The organism is Sphingopyxis sp., from assembly GCF_035998905.1.
Classification (GTDB): Bacteria; Pseudomonadota; Alphaproteobacteria; order Sphingomonadales; family Sphingomonadaceae; genus Sphingopyxis.
In genome coordinates this window covers 147,955-166,021 of the sequence record NZ_DASYHG010000027.1, presented here as the reverse complement: position 1 = coordinate 166,021, position 18,067 = coordinate 147,955, and the positions used below count along the sequence as shown (strand labels likewise).

The 18,067-nt window shown below is 64.6% G+C and carries 20 protein-coding genes; 10 read left to right on the top strand and 10 right to left on the bottom strand.

The features are described from left to right. Positions 1 to 81 precede the first annotated feature (81 nt). The 5 genes from VGN62_RS16900 (at position 82) to VGN62_RS16880 (ending at position 3,775) form a co-directional block, all read left to right on the top strand. The gene (locus tag VGN62_RS16900) at positions 82 to 501 is read left to right on the top strand and encodes a response regulator transcription factor (RefSeq protein WP_327456015.1); all 420 of its coding nucleotides are present in this window, start codon (positions 82 to 84) and stop codon (positions 499 to 501) included. Positions 502 to 600: 99 nt separating this feature from the next. Next, on the top strand, positions 601 to 1,137 hold the full coding sequence (locus tag VGN62_RS16895) for a DUF4199 domain-containing protein (RefSeq protein WP_327456013.1): 537 nt from the start codon (positions 601 to 603) through the stop codon (positions 1,135 to 1,137). A gap of 61 nt (positions 1,138 to 1,198) precedes the next feature. Further along, positions 1,199 to 2,800, top strand: a complete 1,602-nt coding sequence (locus VGN62_RS16890) for a lysine--tRNA ligase (RefSeq protein ID WP_327456011.1) — start codon at positions 1,199 to 1,201, stop codon at positions 2,798 to 2,800. A 10-nt stretch (positions 2,801 to 2,810) separates the two neighbouring features. Then, entirely contained in the window at positions 2,811 to 3,296 is a 486-nt protein-coding gene (locus VGN62_RS16885; RefSeq protein ID WP_327456009.1) for a DUF3291 domain-containing protein, read from the top strand. Beyond that, on the top strand, positions 3,293 to 3,775 hold the full coding sequence (locus VGN62_RS16880) for an asparaginase domain-containing protein (RefSeq protein ID WP_327456007.1): 483 nt from the start codon (positions 3,293 to 3,295) through the stop codon (positions 3,773 to 3,775). Before VGN62_RS16885 ends, VGN62_RS16880 begins: the two co-directional genes overlap by 4 nt. Here VGN62_RS16880 and VGN62_RS16875 read toward each other — a convergent pair whose 3' ends face one another. Next, entirely contained in the window at positions 3,776 to 4,807 is a 1,032-nt protein-coding gene (locus tag VGN62_RS16875) for a fatty acid desaturase family protein (RefSeq protein WP_327456005.1), read from the bottom strand. It abuts the gene before it with no gap. 162 nt (positions 4,808 to 4,969) lie between these two features. Between VGN62_RS16875 and VGN62_RS16870 the strand changes: the two genes are divergently transcribed. Further along, positions 4,970 to 7,591 (top strand): EAL domain-containing protein, encoded by a 2,622-nt coding sequence (locus VGN62_RS16870; protein ID WP_327456003.1) that lies wholly within the window; start codon positions 4,970 to 4,972, stop codon positions 7,589 to 7,591. 12 nt (positions 7,592 to 7,603) lie between these two features. Here the strand turns inward: VGN62_RS16870 and VGN62_RS16865 are convergent, their stop codons facing one another. Then, on the bottom strand, positions 7,604 to 8,875 hold the full coding sequence (locus VGN62_RS16865; protein ID WP_327455999.1) for an amidohydrolase family protein: 1,272 nt from the start codon (positions 8,873 to 8,875) through the stop codon (positions 7,604 to 7,606). A 164-nt stretch (positions 8,876 to 9,039) separates the two neighbouring features. Here VGN62_RS16865 and VGN62_RS16860 point away from each other — a divergent pair, with 164 nt between their 5' ends. After that, on the top strand, positions 9,040 to 9,285 hold the full coding sequence (locus VGN62_RS16860; RefSeq protein ID WP_327455997.1) for a hypothetical protein: 246 nt from the start codon (positions 9,040 to 9,042) through the stop codon (positions 9,283 to 9,285). A 107-nt stretch (positions 9,286 to 9,392) separates the two neighbouring features. Here the strand turns inward: VGN62_RS16860 and VGN62_RS16855 are convergent, their stop codons facing one another. The 3 genes from VGN62_RS16855 to VGN62_RS16845 all read right to left on the bottom strand — a co-directional run bounded on the left by VGN62_RS16855 (position 9,393) and on the right by VGN62_RS16845 (position 11,820). Further along, positions 9,393 to 10,349 carry an RcnB family protein gene (locus tag VGN62_RS16855; protein WP_327455995.1) on the bottom strand — a complete coding sequence of 319 codons (957 nt, stop codon included), beginning with the start codon at positions 10,347 to 10,349 and terminating at the stop codon, positions 9,393 to 9,395. 133 nt (positions 10,350 to 10,482) lie between these two features. Further along, complete coding sequence (locus VGN62_RS16850) at positions 10,483 to 11,028, bottom strand: (2Fe-2S)-binding protein (RefSeq protein ID WP_327455993.1); 546 nt, start codon at positions 11,026 to 11,028, stop codon at positions 10,483 to 10,485. A gap of 27 nt (positions 11,029 to 11,055) precedes the next feature. After that, positions 11,056 to 11,820 (bottom strand): class II aldolase/adducin family protein, encoded by a 765-nt coding sequence (locus VGN62_RS16845; protein WP_327455992.1) that lies wholly within the window; start codon positions 11,818 to 11,820, stop codon positions 11,056 to 11,058. Positions 11,821 to 12,081: 261 nt separating this feature from the next. Between VGN62_RS16845 and rpsU the strand changes: the two genes are divergently transcribed. Continuing rightward, complete coding sequence (gene rpsU, locus VGN62_RS16840) at positions 12,082 to 12,288, top strand: 30S ribosomal protein S21 (RefSeq protein WP_003047635.1); 207 nt, start codon at positions 12,082 to 12,084, stop codon at positions 12,286 to 12,288. Positions 12,289 to 12,456: 168 nt separating this feature from the next. Further along, a complete protein-coding gene (locus VGN62_RS16835; protein ID WP_327455990.1) occupies positions 12,457 to 12,993 on the top strand; it encodes an FKBP-type peptidyl-prolyl cis-trans isomerase in 537 nt (178 codons plus the stop codon). Between the two features lie 36 nt (positions 12,994 to 13,029). On the opposite strand, the gene VGN62_RS16830 is transcribed toward VGN62_RS16835, so the two are convergent. From VGN62_RS16830 to pyrE, 5 genes are read right to left on the bottom strand one after another with little or no spacing between them, the layout of a single operon-like run. Beyond that, the gene (locus tag VGN62_RS16830) at positions 13,030 to 14,154 is read right to left on the bottom strand and encodes an AI-2E family transporter (protein WP_327455988.1); all 1,125 of its coding nucleotides are present in this window, start codon (positions 14,152 to 14,154) and stop codon (positions 13,030 to 13,032) included. A gap of 18 nt (positions 14,155 to 14,172) precedes the next feature. Then, the gene (lepB, locus tag VGN62_RS16825) at positions 14,173 to 15,009 is read right to left on the bottom strand and encodes a signal peptidase I (RefSeq protein WP_327455986.1); all 837 of its coding nucleotides are present in this window, start codon (positions 15,007 to 15,009) and stop codon (positions 14,173 to 14,175) included. A 7-nt stretch (positions 15,010 to 15,016) separates the two neighbouring features. Next, complete coding sequence (acpS, locus tag VGN62_RS16820) at positions 15,017 to 15,418, bottom strand: holo-ACP synthase (RefSeq protein WP_327455984.1); 402 nt, start codon at positions 15,416 to 15,418, stop codon at positions 15,017 to 15,019. Next, positions 15,415 to 16,152: a pyridoxine 5'-phosphate synthase gene (locus tag VGN62_RS16815; RefSeq protein WP_327455982.1), complete on the bottom strand. Its 738-nt coding sequence runs from the start codon at positions 16,150 to 16,152 to the stop codon at positions 15,415 to 15,417. The genes acpS and VGN62_RS16815 overlap by 4 nt, the downstream gene beginning before the upstream one ends. Next, complete coding sequence (gene pyrE, locus VGN62_RS16810) at positions 16,149 to 16,730, bottom strand: orotate phosphoribosyltransferase (protein WP_327455980.1); 582 nt, start codon at positions 16,728 to 16,730, stop codon at positions 16,149 to 16,151. The genes VGN62_RS16815 and pyrE overlap by 4 nt, the downstream gene beginning before the upstream one ends. Positions 16,731 to 16,963: 233 nt before the next feature. Here pyrE and coxB point away from each other — a divergent pair, with 233 nt between their 5' ends. Next, positions 16,964 to 18,052: a cytochrome c oxidase subunit II gene (coxB, locus tag VGN62_RS16805; protein WP_327455978.1), complete on the top strand. Its 1,089-nt coding sequence runs from the start codon at positions 16,964 to 16,966 to the stop codon at positions 18,050 to 18,052. The last annotated feature ends 15 nt before the right edge of the window (positions 18,053 to 18,067 follow it).

Here is an 18,067-nt window from a genome sequence, read left to right as displayed (position 1 = left end):
TTACGGCGCCATGGTAAATTTTCCGGTAACGATGTTGCCTCGCGCCGGGACAAACTTGCAAGCAACGGCCGGCGATGGTCTATGCAGATGATGATCCGCCCGATCATCCTATACGGCATCGGTCTTGCCGCCGCGGCGTTCCTGCTCGAATGGCTGAACTACAAACATCTTGTGCACCGATGGTCGACCGAATTTTACGTCGTCTGCATCGCAGTGATCTGCGTCGCGCTTGGCATATGGGTCGGCAACCGGTTGACCGCGCGGCCGCGCGAACCCTTCGCGCGCAACGACGCAGCGATCGCGGCGCTGGGGCTCAGCGCGCGCGAATGCGAGGTGCTGGAGATGCTTGCGGCGGGGCACGCCAACAAGGTGATCGCGCGCCAGCTCGATATTTCTCCCAACACGGTGAAGACGCATGTCGCGCGCGTTTATGAAAAGCTGGCGGTCGCCAGCCGGACACAGGCGGTGCAGAAAGCGCGTACGCTCGACATCCTGCCGTAAAATAGGAGCAGACCGCTCAAATCACCCGTTTGGGCGATAGATTCCGGCCGTTGTTCCGGTCCATCGCGCATGGCATTCACCATTTGGGGAGACAGGATCATGGGCAGGATTATTGCAGTTTATGGCGCCATCGCCGGCGTCATCGTCGTTTTCGGCATGTTCATCAGCATCACCTTCGTCGCCGACCATGGCACGATGGGCATGGTCGCCGGCTATCTGTCGATGCTGGTCGCGCTGGTCTTCGTTTTTATCGGCGTGAAACGCTATCGCGACGTCAACCTGGGCGGCGTGATCGGCTTCTGGAAGGCGCTTGGAGTCGGCCTTGGCATCGGGCTCGTCGCGTCGCTTTTCTATATCCTCGGCTGGGAGCTTTATATGTGGCAGACCGGCGGGACGTTCATGGCCGATTATATCGCGCAAAGCGTCGAGGACATGCGTGCGGCGGGCAAGCCGGCTGCCGAGATCGCGGCGTTTTCGGCGGAGATGGGGGCGATGGCGGAGCAATATAGGAACCCGCTCTTCCGTATGGCGTTGACCTTGACCGAGATATTCCCCGTTGCGCTGCTGGTTTCGCTCGTGTCGGCGGCGCTGCTGCGCCGGAGCAGCTTCCTGCCCGCGACGCAGCCGCGCGGGTAAGATCGATGGGAAGAAGGCCGGTCTTCTTCCCATCCTCGCTTCTTGCCGCTATGGGCGCGGCATGACTGACTTGCACCTTCACGCTTCGCTGCGCAGCCCTGCGCAAACGTCCAAGGCCTGGCCGTTCGAGGAAGCGCGCAAGCTGGTCAAACGCTATCCCGACGGCAAGCCCGGCGGCGAGGCGATCCTTTTTGAAACGGGCTATGGTCCCTCGGGCTTGCCGCATATCGGCACCTTCAATGAAGTTCTGCGTACGACGATGGTCCGCCGCGCCTATGAGGCGCTGACCGGCGGCGCGGCGACGCGCCTCGTCGCGTTCAGCGACGATATGGACGGCCTCCGCAAGGTTCCCGACAATGTGCCGAACGGCGACATGCTGCGCGAATATCTGGGCAAGCCGCTGACCGCGATCCCTGATCCGTTCGGAAAGTATGAGAGTTTTGCGCATCATAACAATGCGATGCTGCGCGAGTTTCTCGACCGCTTTGGCTTCCAATATGAGTTTGTGAGCTCGACCGAGCAGTATAAGGCAGGCGCGTTCGACGACGCGCTCAAGAATGTCCTCCGCCACAATCAGGACATTCTCGACATCATGCTGCCGACGTTGCGCGCCGAGCGCGCCGCGACCTATTCGCCGATCCTGCCGGTCAGCCCGAAGTCGGGAATCGTGCTGCAGGTGCCGGTGACCGTCGTTGATGCCGACAACGGCCTCGTGTCGTTCGAGGACGAGGGCGAGACGATTACCCACTCGATCCTCGGCGGCGGCGCAAAGCTGCAGTGGAAGGTCGACTGGGCGATGCGCTGGGTTGCGCTCGGCGTCGATTACGAAATGTACGGCAAGGACCTGACCGACAGCGGCGTCCAGTCGGGCAAGATCGCCAAGGCGCTCGGCGGGCGGAAGCCCGAGGGGCTGATCTACGAAATGTTCCTCGACGAAAAGGGCGAGAAGATTTCGAAGTCGAAGGGCAATGGCCTGAGCCTCGAGCAGTGGCTGTCCTATGGCAGCGAGGAGAGCCTTGCTTTCTTCGCCTATCGCGAGCCCAAGGCCGCGAAGCAGCTGCATATCGGCGTGATCCCGAAGGCGGTCGACGAATATCTGCAGATGCGCGGTAATTACGCGGCGCAGGAACCCGACAAGAAGCTCGGTAACCCGGTGCATCACGTCCATGCCGCGCGCGGCGAGGACATGCCGAGTGCCGAACTGCCGGTGACCTTCGGGCTGCTGCTCAACCTCGTCGGGGTGATGGGCGCCGATGCGTCGAAAGAGCAGATCTGGCGCTATCTTGGCCAATATGTCGAGGGCGCCGATGCGGCGACCTATCCCGAGCTCGATGGGCTGATCGACAATGCGATGGCGTATAACCGTGACTATGTCGCGCCGACGCTGAATCGCCGCAAGCCGCAGGGCGGCGAGGGTGCGGCGCTCGCCGACCTCGACGCCAAGCTCGCGGCGCTGCCCGCCGATGCCTCGGCCGACGATATCCAGAATATCGTGTACGAGATCGGCAAGAACGAGGTCTATGGCTTTGAAAATCTGCGCGATTGGTTCAAGGCACTCTACGAGACCCTGCTCGGGTCGAGCGCGGGGCCGCGCATGGGAAGCTTCATCGCGCTGTTCGGGATCGACAACACGCGGCGGCTGATTGCCGAGGCTTTGGCCTGAGGAGACGCACATGGCGGCTTATGAACTGGCACAGATCAACATCGGCCGTTTCCGCCTGCCGCCCGATCATGTCGCGAACCGCGATTTCATGGACGCGCTCGACCATGTGAACGCGGTGGCCGAGGCCGCCGACGGCTTCGTGTGGCGGCTCACCGGCGAGGGCAATAATGCGACCGACGTGCCGGTGACCGACGATCCGCATCTGATCGCGAATATGTCCGTATGGCGCGATATCGATGCGCTCGCGGCCTATGTCTATCGCACCCCCGATCATCTGGCGATCATGAAGCGGCGCAAGGAATGGTTCGAGCATATGGCGGTTTATCAGGCGCTGTGGTGGGTTCCCGCGGGGCATCCTCCGACGGTTGCCGAGGGCATGGAGCGGATCGCGATGCTCGACGCGCACGGGCCGACGGCAGAGGCTTTTACCTTCAAGCGGCCCTTCGCCGCCCCCGACGGCACCCCGGCCTCGCCGATCCAGGACGAATGCGCATGATCGACATCTTCACCACCGGCGGGACGATCGACAAAGTCTATTTCGATGCTTTGAGCGAGTTCCAGATCGGTCCCGCCGCAATCCCCGACATGCTGCGCGAGAATAATGTCCACGTCCCGCACCGCGTCACCCAGCTGATGCGCAAGGACAGCCTCGAGCTCGACGACGCCGACCGCGAGACGATCCGCGCCGCGGTCGCTGCGAGCGATGCTTCGCGCATCCTCGTCACCCACGGGACCGACACGATGGTCATCACCGGCCGCGTGCTCGCGGGGATTGCGGGCAAGACGATCGTGATGACCGGCGCGATGCAGCCCGCATCGGTGCGCGCTAGCGACGCCGAATTCAACGTCGGCTTTGCGCTCGCAGCGGTGCAGACGCTGCCGCCCGGCGTCTATGTTGCGATGAACGGGATGATCTTCGATCCCGAAAAGACAGTGAAGGACCGCGCCGGCGCGAGGTTTGTTCAGGAGGGCTGATCAGCCCTTCGCGGTGACCTGCCGCAGCACCGCAGCGTAGTTCGGAGCGATCGTCATCGATTCGTGCCGCCCCGCGCGGCCAAGTGCGGCATGAACTTGCGGCAACCGGTAGCAGGGCACGCCCATGAACAGATGATGTTCGGCGTGATAATTCACCCAATATGGAGCGACCGTTGCGCGCGCCAGCCAGCCGGCGTGGGTGGTGCGCGCGTGGGTGAAGGGGTCTTCGCTGCCGGTCGTCGTGCACGCATGTTCGGCGATGTTGCGGATGCGCAGGTAAAGCTGGAAGGTCGTCGCGAGCCCGGCGAGCCAGAGCAGGTACGGCGTCCAGCCATAGAGCGTGAGCGACAGGCCGAGCAGCACCGCCTGTACGACGAGGAAGCGGCCAACCGCGCGTGCCACCGCCATCGCGCCCGCGACATCGACCGTCGGTGACGTCATGCCGTCGTCGGACTGCTTGTTGAACGGCGTCCCCGCCTTGGTGCTCGCGCCGCTCTTCGCCCCCTCTTCGCCGCGGAGAATCGCCTTCAATCCGGTGAAGGCATATCCGAATTGCGCCATCCGCTGCTTGAAGAAGGTCTGGCCGGTCATGTCGCGCACCACCTTGCGCCAGAGGCTGGCGCGCGTCGTGGGGAAGGGCTTGGACAACGCGAGGTCGGGGTCCCCGGGCTGCTGGGTGAACTTGTGATGCTGGAGATGGTAGGTGCGATAGGCGATGAGGTCCGATCCGACCGCCGCGCCCGTGAGCCACTGGCCGAGAAAATTGTTGATTTTCCGGTTCGGATGCAGCGCCCCGTGCGCGGCATCGTGCATCAGGATCGCAAGACCGAGCTGGCGCCCCCCGACGAAGATCACCGCGACCACCCAGGCTGCCGGATTCTGCGACCATGCGGCGAACCCGACCAGCGCGATGCTGACGATCCATGCGTGGGCGACGAGCCAGATGCCGCGCCACGACGAGGCGCGCGTGATCGCAGACCACTCGGCGCGGTCGAAGAAGCGGTCGGGCGGGAACAGGCGGACGGCGGGCATGTCCTCGTATAACAAGTTGCGAACCGAAACGTAACCCCTTCCGTTTTGGCACAATATCGGCGGAAATCACGGCCTTGCGGTAAGGATTTGGAAACCCCTTTTGGCCAGTGCCTCGATGATTGAAGTAGCGGGAATGATGGGGAATTGGGGGTTCGGCATAACTTGATCAGGCCAGCGGACCGCGACTTGCCACCGGGCGAGTTGCTGTTCGATTCGCCCGAATTCGTCACGCACCTGATGCGCGTGGCCAAGCTGTGGCACTATGTGCTGATCGGCCGCGTCCTCGCATTCCTGACTTTTGCTTTCCTACCGGGTCTTGCCGGTTTCCTCGACCGGCCCGCACAATGGCTCGTCATGGCGGCCGGCCTGCCATGCGACGTCGTGCTGACGGTGATCGGGCAGGCGATGCGCAGACCGCGGCCGATCGCGAGTAATCGCGTGCGATCGCTCGCGATGCTGTGCCTGGGGCTGATCGCGCTCGGCTCGCTGCTGAGCGCGGCGGCGATGTTTGCCGCGCTGGCGATTCCCGACGGCAGCGCGCATTTCGACAGCTTCACCGCGATCCAGATCGGATCGCTGCTTGTCGCCGCCTCGGCCGCCGCGATCGTCAGACCGGCGTTCTTCGCATTCGCGGGCGCGACCGCGCTTGGCGGGGCGATCGGCGTGGCGTCGTGGCCTTTCGCGGTTGCGGGACTCGCCTTCCTCGGCCTGCTGATCGTGATGATGCGCGAGGATATCCGCCACCAACGCCGTGCCACGCGCGCCGCGCGGCTCAGCGTCAGCGACCAGCAGCGCGCGCTGAACCTGATGCGCGATTTCGAACGCGCCGGCCGCGGCTGGTTCTGGGAAACCGACCGCAACGGCCGGCTCGTCTATATCTCGCCGACCGTCGCGGCGCGGCTCGGTCTGCCGCTGTCGGACCTGCTCGGGCAGCCCTTCACCGACATCATCCGCAAGCGTATCGGCAATGACGAGAGCGAAGAGCGCACGCTGGGCTTCAGCCTGTCGTCGCGCACGCCGTTCAAGGAGCTGACGGTGCAGGCGGCGGTGCCGGGCGAAGAACGCTGGTGGTCGATCTCGGGCCACCCGATCAGCAACGAGCTCGGCAACTTTCAGGGCTTCCGGGGCAGCGGCACCGACCTGACCGACAAGAAGAGGTCGGAACGCGAGATCAACCAGCTCGCGCGCTACGACACGCTGACGGGCCTCGCGAACCGGCGCCATATCACCGATCTGCTCGAACGCGCGCTCAAGAGCCACGGCGGCCAGCCGCAGCCCTGTGCGCTGCTGTTGATGGACCTCGACCGGTTCAAGGCGGTGAACGACACGCTGGGACACCCCGTCGGCGACCAGTTGTTGCAGCAGGTCGCGGGGCGGCTGACGCAGATCGTCGGCGACAAGGGGCAGGTCGGGCGGCTCGGCGGCGACGAGTTCCAGATCGTCGTGCCGCAAATGGGCCAGCCCGAGAAACTCGCGGGCATCGCCAATGCGATCATCCTCAGCCTTGCGAAGCCATTCGCGATCGAGGGCGAGCAAGTGCGTATCGGATCGTCGATCGGTATCGCGGTGTCGGAGGGGCAGGGGGTGAGCGCCTCGGCGCTCGTCCGCAACGCCGACCTTGCGCTGTATGCCGCCAAGGATGCGGGACGCGGCGTCTATCGTTTCTACGCCGATGCGATGCACAATCAGGCGAGCGAGCGAAAGGCGATCGAGGATGCGCTACGCGACGCGCTGGCGAAGGACGAACTGCGGCTGCTCTACCAACCGATCGTCGACGTCGGCAGCGAACGGATTTCGGGGTTCGAGGCGCTGATCCGCTGGCACCACGGGACCGAGGGGCTGGTCAGCCCGTCGAAGTTCATCCCGATCGCCGAGGAATCGAACCTGATCGTGCCGATCGGCGAGTGGATCATCCGGTCCGCTTGCGCCGCGATCGCGCATATCGGCCCCGGTTACCGCGTCGCGGTCAATGTTTCGCCGCGGCAGTTCGCGAACGAAAAGCTGCCCGCGACGATCATGAGCGCGGTTTCGGCGGCGGGCATCCGCCCCGAACAGCTCGAACTCGAGATCACCGAGGGGGTGTTCCTCGACGAGAGTCCTGAAAATCTTGCGATGTTCCAGAAGCTGAAGCGCACCGGGGTGCGGCTGGCGCTCGACGATTTCGGGACCGGCTATTCGGCGCTCGGCTATCTGAAGAAGGCGCCGTTCGACAAGATCAAGATCGATCAGAGCTTCGTGCTCGGCGCAGCCGACCCGAGCAGCATGAACGCCGCGATCATCTCGTCGATCGTGGGGCTGGCGACTGCGCTCGACATGGAAACGACCGCCGAGGGCGTCGAGACGCACGACGATCTTTCGTTGATCCGCGGACTCGGATGCAGCCATGTCCAGGGCTATATTTATGGCAAGCCCATGGAGCTTGTCGAAGTGCTGGCGCTGCTGCGCGAGGGCGGCGGACGCGCCGAAGCGCGCGGGTACAAGAGCGCGCGCGAGCCGCGGCTTACGACCTTCCGCACGGTCCAGATCGGCAGCGGCGGCTACCAATATGAGGCGATCATCCGCAACATGTCGTCGCGCGGCGCGCTGATCGAGGGGCTGTGGAACGTGCCGCCGGGGACGTCGCTGACGCTCGAATTCGGTCCCGACCAGTCGTTCGAAGCCGAGGCGCGCTGGTCGGTGGGCAACCGGGTCGGGGTCCAGTTCGCCGTCGCGGTCGACACCGAGGCGCTGATCGGGCCAAGGATTGCCGCCTCGGCGCGGGGACGAATCCGCCGCGCCGCGTGATAGGCCGCCGGGTCAGTCCGCGATACGGCCGCGCACCATCACCCAGTCGACCTTTTCGAGCACGGTGACATCGCTGAGCGGATCGCCGCTGACCGCGATCATGTCGGCCGACAGGCCCGGCGCGATGCGGCCGATTTCGTTGTCGAGCGAGAGCAGCTTCGCGGCAACGGTCGTGGCACTCGCCAGCGCCTCGCGCGGGGTGAGGCCGTGCTTGACGAGCAGGGCGAACTCCTGCCCGTTGCGGCCATGTTCGAACACGCCGGCGTCGGTGCCGAAGGCGATCGGGACGCCGAGCGCCTTTGCGCGCGTTACCGCCTTGCCGACGTCGTTCATCGTCATGCGCACCTTTTCCTCGACCGTCGGGGTATAGATGCCTTTGCCAAGGCGTTCCTTGATGCCTTCGAACGCCATCAGCGTGGGGACAAGATAAGTACCCTTCGCCTTCATGACCTTCAGCGTTGCGTCGTCGGCGAAGGTGCCATGTTCGATGCTGTCGATGCCCGCCGCAGCCGAAGCGGTGATGCCGCCCGCGCCATGCGCGTGCGCCATGACCTTCAGGCCCAGTGAATGGGCAGTGTCGGCAATGCTCTGCAACTCGGCGCTGGTGAAATGACCCTCCAGCCCGCGCGCCTGCTGCGACAACACGCCGCCGGTCGCGGTGATCTTGATGACGTCGGCGCCGGCGCGCGACGCCTTGCGGACCTTTTCGGCGCATTCGAGCGCACCGGTGCAGGTATAACCCTGATCGAGCACGTCATGGACGTCCTCGCGAAAGCCCGTCACGTCGCCGTGCCCGCCGATGATCGAGAGTGCGGGACCGGCGGCGACGATGCGCGGCCCTTTGATAAAGCCGTTCGCGGTGCCGCGGCGGAGCGCATAGGCGGTATATTGCGCCGACCCCGCCTCGCGCACGGTGGTGAACCCCGCACGCAGCGTGACGGCGGCGTTTTTGGCGCCGACGACGACGCCCCATTCGTCGGGATCGACCGCTTCGCTGCGATAGTCGCCGCCGGGATCGCCGGTCAGGTGGACGTGAAGGTCGATGAGGCCGGGAAGCAGCGTCTTGTCGCCAAGGTCGACGATTTCGGTGCCTGCCGGCGCCGCGGCGCGGCCGGGGGTGATCGCGGTGATACGGTCGTCGGTGATGGTGACCGTCGAAGGCCCCTCGGCGGGCTTGCCGGCGTCGGTGATGACGCGAGCTGCATAAATGACGGTGGTTTTTGCATAGGCCGTCGTGCCGAGCAGCGCGAGCGTCGCGGCCGCAACCATTCCCAGTTTACGCATGAAGTCTCCCCTGTCTGATTGCACTATCGTGGCGTGCAGGATGGGCGAGGGCAAGTGGGGAGTGAGTAATGTCGGCTATGGGGTGGTGAGCGGGCGTTAAGCAATGCCAGTATATCCTTGATGACGCCGAAGGACATCGTCTTGCACAAGGGGATCAGAGCGCGATGAAAGTTTATGGGACCGATGTTAACGCGAGAAATCCGGTCGAGGAGACCGGAGTATCAGAACTTAGAGAAGCCACGCTCGTTGTATCGGTCGACGACTTGAAGATGCTCTCGGCGTTTTTCAACGCCTGCTATGAAGAGTATCGTGGGAATCCAGAGTGGGATCACAAGCACCTAGTCGATTTTGCCCATAAGACGGGGTATCAGGGCCCCGATATTATAGTTTACGGCTCAGCCAGCGACTAACAGCAATTCAACGCGAAGAACGTCCGCAACCGGTCGGAAACGGACTCCAAAAAAAAGGGGCCGGTCGAGCCGGCCCCTAGTTTGTCATCTGATAACCGAAAGGAATATTACCAGAAGAAATCGTAGATCACGTCGACCACTTCGCCCGAATAGGTATCGACCAGAAGCGCGTCGTCATAATAGCGGATCCAGCGATAGCCCCCGTAGGCCGGCGGCAGGCGGTAATAGCCGGGATCGTTGATCCAGTAGCGCTGGCCATAGAAGAGCGAGCCGAGCGTGAAGCCGATGCTGAACCGCGTATAATTGTATCCGCGATACGGGTTGTAATAGCGCGGCATGCGGTAATAGCTGCGATTCCGGTCGCGATAGCTGCGCCAGTCGTAGCGGCGGTCGCTGCGCCAGTCGCGGTTCCACCGGTTGTTCCGGTCGTTCCGGTCCCAACGGTCGTTGCGGCCGTCGCGGTAACGCCGGTCGACATAGCCGTTGCGGTTATTGTCCCAGCGGCGGTCGACGCGGTTGTTGTCGTTCCGGTCCCAGCGGCGATCGAGGTCGCCATTGCGGTTGCGATCGTAGCGGCGATCGACCTGGCCATTGCGGTTGCGGTCCCACTGGCGGTCGACCTGACCGTCGCGGTTGCGGTCCCACTGGCGATCGGTGCGGCCGTCGCGATTGCGGTCATAAGTGCCGCGCTGGCGCTGTTCGGCCTGCCGTTGCTGCCACTGCTGGCGCTGGGCCTGCCGTTGCTGGTCGTTGCCGCGCTGCTGCTGCCATTGCTGGCGCTGCGCCTGTCGCTGCTGGTCGTTGCCGCGCTGTTGCCATTGCTGCTGGCGCATCTCGCTGCGTTGCTGGCGTTCCGCACGCGGCTGCTGGTTCTGTTGGCGCTCAGGCCGAGCCTGACCGCCCCAATTGCCGCCACGGCGCACTTCGGGACCGCGCGGGCCGCGGTCTCCCCGGTCGCCGCGCTGCGCGACCTGCACCCGCTCGCCCGATGCCTGTGCGGCTGCGGGGGCGATGGGGGTCAGGATCGTCGCGGCAATCAGCAACCCTCCGAACATCTTCTTCATCTCGCCATTCTCCAACTCATGTCCCGTTTGCTGGAGACGCCAGCCGGGATGATGAAGTGATTCTTACGCCTCGCAAGATGATCGATGGCTGACCGGCCCGTTGCCTGCGGTTCAGCTAGATGAACGGGTGCGTTCAGCGGCCGGGCGGCAGGCGCAGCGCGGGGACGGCCTGTGCGGCATCCTCGGGACGGATGCCCGGCGGCGGCGCAGCGGCGATGCGTTCCTCGCCGCGGATCACGCGGCCCGCGAGGCGGATCGCGGTGCGAATGCGCGGATAGGTGCCGCAGCGGCAGATGTTCGTCATCGCCGCGTCGATCTCGGCATCGCTGGGATTGCTGTTCGACCGGAGCAGCGCCGCGGCCGCCATGATCATCCCCGACTGGCAGAAACCGCATTGCGGCACCTGTTCGGCGACCCACGCTTGCTGAACGGGGTGGCTGCGGTCGCGCGCCAGCCCTTCGATCGTCGTGACGAAGCGCCCCTCGCACTCCGCAATCGTGACGAGGCAGCTGCGAATCGGCTCGCCGTCGATGTCGACGGTGCACGCGCCGCAGTCGCCGGTGCCGCAGCCATATTTGGTCCCCGTCAGGTTCGACGCGTCGCGCAGCGCCCACAGGAGGGGCGTTTCGGGGTCCATGCGATATTCGACCGGGCGGTCGTTAACCGAGAATCGCGTCATGCCGCCCCTGTTAGCCGACTGGCGGGATTAGTCACGCCAGCTCGTGTCGATCTTGTCGACCTTGCGCACCATCGCATCGAATTCGGCCTTGCCCGCCTGTCCGGGGATCGACGCCATGAACAGGTCGCGCTGGTGCACCGCGATCACTTCCTGCGGGACGGTGATCGGCTTGCCCATGCTCATCGTTGCGAGCTGGATCTCGCACGCGCGCTGGAGCGCCCAATATTTGATGAAGGCCTCGGTCAGCGACTTGCCCATCACGACGGGGCCGTGGTTGCGCAGCATCAGGATGCGCTTGTCGCCGAGGTTCTGGACGAGCCGCTCGCCTTCCTCCTCGCGCACCGTCACGCCCTCGAAATCATGATAGCCGAGCTGGCCCATGAAGTTGCACGCATAGAAATTGACGGGCTGAAGCCCGCCTTCGAGCGCACAGACCGCGGTCGTCGCGGTGGTGTGGGTATGGATGATCGCGTGCGCATCGGGCAGGACGCGGTGGAACAGGCTGTGCTGGACAAAGCCCGCCTTGTTGACGTGCCAGGGATTGTCCTCGTCGACCTTGTTGCCGTCGATGTCGATCTTGATCAGGTTCGACGCGGTGACTTCGCTGAAATGCAGGCCATAGGGATTGATCAGGAAGGCGCCGTCCTCGTCGGGGACCTTCACCGTGATGTGGTTGAAGATCATCTCGTCCCAGCCCATCATCGCAAAAATGCGGTAGCAGGCGGCAAGCTCCTGCCGCGCCGTCCATTCGGCTTCGCTATATTTGCTGTTGCGCTTGAGCTGGGTGGCCATGGGCAGATCCTCTTCGTTTTTACGTTTTGTCCTGCTACCTATGCCATAAGGGAAGGGGGGCGCACAATCCCGCGCGGCGCATCGCACCGGCGCTTCGCCGCCTTTGGGGTTGCATTTCGGCGCGAATCCCTTTAGTTGCCCCGGCATCGGAACGTCGCGCTTTCGCGGCGCTCTTTTTATTGCCCGAATATCGGCGATTTACGGCAGACCGGATCATCCGGTGGCCCAAATCGTTTTGACGAACAGGAGACGACACGGCGTATGCAGATCATCGTTCGCGACAACAATGTCGACCAGGCCCTTCGCGCGCTCAAGAAGAAGCTGCAGCGTGAGGGCGTGTATCGCGAAATGAAGCTGCGCCGTCACTACGAGAAGCCCAGCGAAAAGCGTGCGCGCGAGCGTGCCGCCGCTGTCCGCCGCGCCCGCAAGATGGAGCGCAAGCGGATGGAGCGCGACGGTATCAAGTAAGACCGTCTCCCGTTCGGGATCCTGATCGTGAAAAGGGCGCTGCGGCAACGCGGCGCCCTTTTTCGTTATCCGCGCACGCATATTGTCTCTGGACCGTTCCGCGCCGGTCCGCCTATAGGCCTCGCCAGCATTTTCGCCCCGGCCGGGGCAGCGGAAGGATCACTCAAGATGAGCGTAACGACGGTTCCATTGCGTCCGGTGAGCAAGGGCGGCCTGTGGCTGATGTGGTTCGGCCTTGCGGCTTTGCTGGTCGCGGGCGCCGCCTTTGCCTGGCACATGACCCCGCGCATCGGGTTCGAAGTCGTCAAGGAGGGCACCGGCAACAGCCCCGGCAAGACCGACGTCGTGCTGGTGAAATATGAAGGCAAGCTCGACGACGGAAAGGTGTTCGACTCCAACGAACAGGCGCCGATGGAAGTCGCGCGCGTCGTGCCCGGTTTCTCCGAGGCGCTGACCCGCATGAAGAAGGGCGGCGAATACAAGATCACCATCCCGCCGCAGCTCGGCTATGGCGATCGCGACAACGGTCCGATCCCGGCAAACAGCACGCTGCATTTCACCGTGACGCTGATCGATTTCCGCACCGAGGCCGAAGTGCGTGCGATGCAGCAGCAGATGCAGATGATGCAGCAGCAACAGATGATGCAGCAGCAGGGAGCGCCGGGTGGCCCGGCCGGCCCCCCGCCGGGCGTGCCGCAGCCGTAAGGCCCGGCAATCGGACGAATCGGAAGCGGCGGCGGGTCAGGAGCCCGCCGCCGTTTTCGTTTTGGCGGCGCCGGCGTTGCGTTCGGCTTCGCGTTCGAGCGCGACCTTGATCATCGCGACGATCGGGTCGGCGAGGAACAGCCCCATCAGGCCGAGCAGCGCGCCGAACAATATCTGCGCGCCAAGCACGAGTGCGGGGGCGAGGTCGACCGTCTTCTTTGCGACCATCGGCACGATCAGGTAACCGTCGACCGTCTGGACGATGAAATAGATGGCGATCGCCCAGAGCCCGGTATCGGTCCCTGCCGAGAAGCCGACGAGGACAAGCAGGACGCCCGACACGATCGCGCCGATATTGGGGATGAAGGCGAGCAGGCCGGTGAGCAGCCCCATCAGCGCCGCCATCGGGATGCCGACGGCAAGGCAGGCAAGCCAGGTGCCGATCCCTTCGACTAGCATACCGAGCAAGCGCCCCGCCATCAACCGGCGCAGCGTGAAGCCCATGCGCGCGGTGGTGATGTAGAAATTCTCGCGGCTCTTCATCGGAAGCATCCACGCGACGCCGCGTTCGTAAAGCCGCGGTTCGATCGCGATGAAGATGCCGAGCACGATGATCATGACGAGGCTGGTGAGGCCGCCGAGGACGGTACCGACCGCCGCGGTGACGCGCCCGACGGTGCCGGCGATATTGTCGGTGATCGTCTTGGTGTCGAGCTGGAAATTGCCCATGCCATGGTCGCTTGCCCACGCGGCGATGCGTTCGATCTGCGCCATCACGACGGTTTGCAATGTCGCGGCCTGATCGGCGATTTGCGAGCCCGCGAACATGATCGTCCAGCCGAGGAAGGCGAGCAAAGAGAGGCAGACGATGAGCAGCCGCCAGCCGCGTCCGATCGGCAGCACGCGGCCGAGCAGGCGGGTGCCGCCGTCGAGCATCGATGCCATGACGATCCCGGCGAAGATCAGCAGGATCGGCTGGATCAGGACGATGCAGACGCCGATAAGCAGCGCGAGGCCGATCCAGACGCCGGCCTTCAAAAGCTCGGTGCGAACGAGCTGGCTGCGAATTTCGGTGGGGCCGGGGGCTTCGCGGTGCGCTTCCGCCTTGGCGGCGGCGCTGGCGGCAGTCCGTGTTGCCGCTGGTTTTCGTGTCGCCGCCATGCCTGTTCCCCGTTGTGCCTAGTCGCCCTGACGCTCGGGGCGCAGATCGGTTCCCGCGCGGCCCGATCGCAGGGCGTTAAACCAGCTCAAGGGGTTGTACCATTCGGCTGTTCCGTCGGTCGAGAAACTGATGATCTCGGCGCGCCCGGCGATCGCGTCGAACGGGACGGGACCGCCGAGGCCCTTCTGGTTGGTGCCGACGCGGCTGTCGGCGCTGCCGTCGCGGTTGTCGCCCATCAGGAACAGGTGATCGGCGGGGACCTTGATCGGACCATAGTCGTCGGTCGTATAGCCGGGGCCCATGTCGATCGTGTCGAAGGTCGCCCCGCCGGGAAGCGTTTCGCGGACGATCGGAAGTTCGAGGACTTCCTTTCCATCGGCGCCGCGGCTCACGAACCGGAACAGGCTGCTGTCGGGGCCGGGGGTGTTGAGATCAACCGGGATCGCCAGCATCGGCTGGACCTCGCGCTTCACCGGCTTGCCGTTGATGCTGAGTTCGCCGTTGCGCAGTTCGATCGTGTCGCCGGGCAGGCCGATCACACGCTTGATATAGTCGATCCGCGTCACCGGATGCTCGAGAACGACGATATCGCCGCGCTCGGGCAGTTTTCCGAACCAGCGTCCCGCGACCTTGGGCGCGAGATGGAAACTGACCGACGAATAGGACCAGCCATAGGGATATTTGCTGACGATCAGCCGGTCGCCGTTGCGCAGCACCGGCATCATCGAATCGGACGGGATATAAAAGGGCTTGGCGACACAGCTGTGGATGCCGAGCACGAGGAGCAATATCACCACGACATCGCGGATCAGCTTGCCCCAGCCCCCGTCATCCTTCGTCTTGTCCTTCGCCATTATTCATTCAGTCCTTGATTGCTTCGATGATGACAAAAGCCTGCGCCCACGGATGGTCGTCGGTCAGCGTCAGATGGATATGCGCGGTGTGTCCCGCAGGGATCATCGCGGTGAGGCGTTCGGCGGCACCGCCGGTGAGCGCCAGTGTCGGCGCACCCGAGGGGGCGTTGACGACGCCGATGTCCTTCATGAAGACGCCGCGCTTGAAACCCGTGCCGACGGCTTTCGAGAAAGCTTCCTTCGCGGCGAAGCGCTTGGCGTAGGTTCCCGCACGCGTGAACGGGCGCCGCGCCGCCTTGGCGCGCTCGACATCGGTGAAGACGCGATTTTCGAAGCGCTCACCGAAACGATCGAGCGACGCTTGGATGCGTTCTATATTGCAGAGGTCGGAGCCGAGGCCGATGATCACAGCGCGCCCCGCGCCTCGTCCATCAGCGCGCGCATCCGGCGCACCGCATCTTCCAGCCCGGTAAAGATCGCCTCGCCGATCAGATAATGACCGATGTTGAGTTCGGCGAGTTGCGGGATCGCGGCGACGGGCACGACATTCTCATAAGTCAGGCCGTGGCCGGCGTGCGGCTCGATGCCATTCTTCCACGCCAGCGCCGCGGCGTCGGCGAGGCGGCGCAGTTCGGCGGCGCGTTCCTCGCCCTCGACATGGGCATAGCGGCCGGTGTGGAATTCGACGACGGGCGCGCGCAGCCGCATCGCGGCCTCGATTTGCCGCGCGTCGGGCTCGATGAACAGGCTGACGCGGATGCCCGCGTCGTTCAGCCGCGCGACGATCGGGGCGAGGTGGTTGTGCTGCCCCGCGGCGTCGAGCCCGCCCTCGGTCGTGCGCTCCTCGCGCTTTTCGGGGACGATGCACGCGGCGTGCGGTTTGTGGCGCAGCGCGATCTCAAGCATCTCTTCGGTCGCCGCCATTTCGAGGTTCAGCGGCAGGTCGGTCGCAGCCTGGATGCGCGCCAGGTCGTCGTCGCGGATATGGCGCCGGTCCTCGCGCAGGTGCGCGGTAATGCCGTCGCCTCCAACCGCCGCGACGATTTCCGCCGCGCGCACCGGGTCGGGGTGCTCGCCGCCGCGCGCGTTACGGATCGTCGCGACATGGTCGATGTTGACCCCGAGGCGAAGCCGCTGGCTCAATTCGCACGGCTCCCGGGCTTCACCGCCTTGGTCTTCGCCAGTTCGGGCGGCAGTTCGTCCTCGGCATAGGTCGGGAAATTGATCGCGACGAGCGGGTAGAAGGGCACGCCGAGTTCGACATGACCCGCCGACCGGTCGACGAGGGCGGCTTCGGCGATGACTTCGCCGCCCGCGGCGCGCACCGCGTCCATCGCTTCGCGCGACGACAGGCCGGTGGTCACAACATCCTCGACCATCAGCACCTTCGCGCCGGGTTCGATCGCAAAGCCGCGGCGCAGTTCGAAGGTGCCCGTCGGGCGCTCGACGAAAATCGCGGGCTTGCCGAGCGCGCGGCCCATTTCATGCCCGATGATGACGCCGCCCATCGCAGGCGAAACGACGATATCGATCGCCTGCTTGAGTTCGCGCGGCAGTTTCGCGGCAAGCGCGACAGCAAGCCGCCCCGCACGCTCGGTATCCATCAGGACGCGCGCGCATTGCAGGTAATATTCGCTGTGGCGGCCCGAGGAGAGCAGGAAGTGGCCCTGGAGCAGGGCATCGGCGGCGCGGAACTCGGCCAGGATTTCGTCATCGGTCATGGGAGAATTATTCTTTTGTCCTGTGCGTCGCCCGTGGCGGGCGAGCGGGTTTGAGCGGCGAAGATTATCCAGCCGCAAAATAGTGTTAGAGATGCTTGAGGCAAGCGGCAAGCGGGTCTATAGCGCCCGCGAGATTCAGCCTGTCCGATGGCTGCGTGGACCTGTGTCCAGCAGTGGGGAAAGGCCGGCTGGGGCATCAATAAGAACAACAGGCAACGGGCGGCACTATCCTTATGAAGAGCTTGAAAACCCTTGTAATTGCGGCGGCTTTGTCGCTCGGCGCGATGGGCGCCGGCCATGCGCAGGCACCCGCGACGGCTCCGGCCGAAGCACCCGCCGCAACGGCTCCGGCGAATCCGGCTCCGGCGGCCGCCGATGCGGCTGCTCCGGCAGCGACGCCGGTTGCGGCGACCGCCGCGGCTCCCGCTGGCGATGCGACCTATGTCCCGATGAAGCCGACCCCCGGGGTTGGCCAGCCGGTCGAAAAGGGCATCGACTTCCAGCCGCAGGTCAGCCCGATCGGCGAACAGGCATATTGGTTCAACCATGTCATCCTGCTCCCCGTCATCACGGTGATCACGCTCATCGTCCTGGGTCTTCTGCTCTGGGTGATGTTCCGTTTCCGCGCCAAGGCGAACCCGGTTCCGTCGAAGACGACGCACAACACCTTCATCGAAATCATCTGGACCGCCATTCCGGTGCTGATCCTCGCGGTGATCGCGGTGCCGTCGATCCGCCTGCTCGCGGCGCAGTATGAGCCGCCGAAGAAGGATGCGCTGACGATCAAGGTCACGGGTTACCAATGGTATTGGGGCTATGCCTATCCCGATCAGGGCATCGGCGAATATGTCTCGAAGATCCTGCCCGAAGACAAGGCGAAGGCCGCGGGTGAACCCTATCACCTCGCCGTCGACAACCGCATGGTCGTCCCCGTCGGCCGCCAGGTGAAGCTGATCATCACCGGCGCCGACGTGATCCACAGCTTCGCGGTCCCGGCCTTCTGGACCAAGATGGACGCGGTCCCCGGCCGCGCCAACGAAACGACCTTCACCGCGAACAAGGTCGGCGTCTATTACGGCCAGTGCTCGGAACTGTGCGGCGTCGATCACGGTTATATGCCGATCGCGGTCGAAGTGCTTCCGGTCGACAAATGGGAAGCGTGGGTCCGCTCGAAGGGCGGCAACCCCGCTGGTTCGGTCGCCGCGGCGCCTGCCGCTGCCGCGCCGGCGCCCGCTGCTGCGGCACCTGCCGCAACGCCGACCGCTGCACCCGAAGCTGCGCCCGCAGCGGCTCCTGCCGCCGCGCCGGCCGCCAAGAATTAATAAGGGGTCCGACAG

Excerpts from the sequence above, each read along its gene's own strand:
- VGN62_RS16900 (WP_327456015.1), top strand. The coding sequence starts at position 82 with ATGCAGATGATGATCCGCCCGATCATCCTATACGGCATCGGTCTTGCC.
- VGN62_RS16895 (WP_327456013.1), top strand. The coding sequence starts at position 601 with ATGGGCAGGATTATTGCAGTTTATGGCGCCATCGCCGGCGTCATCGTC.
- VGN62_RS16890 (WP_327456011.1), top strand. The coding sequence starts at position 1,199 with ATGACTGACTTGCACCTTCACGCTTCGCTGCGCAGCCCTGCGCAAACG.
- VGN62_RS16885 (WP_327456009.1), top strand. The coding sequence starts at position 2,811 with ATGGCGGCTTATGAACTGGCACAGATCAACATCGGCCGTTTCCGCCTG.
- VGN62_RS16880 (WP_327456007.1), top strand. The coding sequence starts at position 3,293 with ATGATCGACATCTTCACCACCGGCGGGACGATCGACAAAGTCTATTTC.
- VGN62_RS16875 (WP_327456005.1), bottom strand. The coding sequence starts at position 4,807 with ATGCCCGCCGTCCGCCTGTTCCCGCCCGACCGCTTCTTCGACCGCGCC.
- VGN62_RS16865 (WP_327455999.1), bottom strand. The coding sequence starts at position 8,875 with ATGCGTAAACTGGGAATGGTTGCGGCCGCGACGCTCGCGCTGCTCGGC.
- VGN62_RS16860 (WP_327455997.1), top strand. The coding sequence starts at position 9,040 with ATGAAAGTTTATGGGACCGATGTTAACGCGAGAAATCCGGTCGAGGAG.
- VGN62_RS16855 (WP_327455995.1), bottom strand. The coding sequence starts at position 10,349 with ATGAAGAAGATGTTCGGAGGGTTGCTGATTGCCGCGACGATCCTGACC.
- VGN62_RS16850 (WP_327455993.1), bottom strand. The coding sequence starts at position 11,028 with ATGACGCGATTCTCGGTTAACGACCGCCCGGTCGAATATCGCATGGAC.
- VGN62_RS16845 (WP_327455992.1), bottom strand. The coding sequence starts at position 11,820 with ATGGCCACCCAGCTCAAGCGCAACAGCAAATATAGCGAAGCCGAATGG.
- rpsU (WP_003047635.1), top strand. The coding sequence starts at position 12,082 with ATGCAGATCATCGTTCGCGACAACAATGTCGACCAGGCCCTTCGCGCG.
- VGN62_RS16835 (WP_327455990.1), top strand. The coding sequence starts at position 12,457 with ATGAGCGTAACGACGGTTCCATTGCGTCCGGTGAGCAAGGGCGGCCTG.
- VGN62_RS16830 (WP_327455988.1), bottom strand. The coding sequence starts at position 14,154 with ATGGCGGCGACACGAAAACCAGCGGCAACACGGACTGCCGCCAGCGCC.
- lepB (WP_327455986.1), bottom strand. The coding sequence starts at position 15,009 with ATGGCGAAGGACAAGACGAAGGATGACGGGGGCTGGGGCAAGCTGATC.
- pyrE (WP_327455980.1), bottom strand. The coding sequence starts at position 16,730 with ATGACCGATGACGAAATCCTGGCCGAGTTCCGCGCCGCCGATGCCCTG.
- coxB (WP_327455978.1), top strand. The coding sequence starts at position 16,964 with ATGAAGAGCTTGAAAACCCTTGTAATTGCGGCGGCTTTGTCGCTCGGC.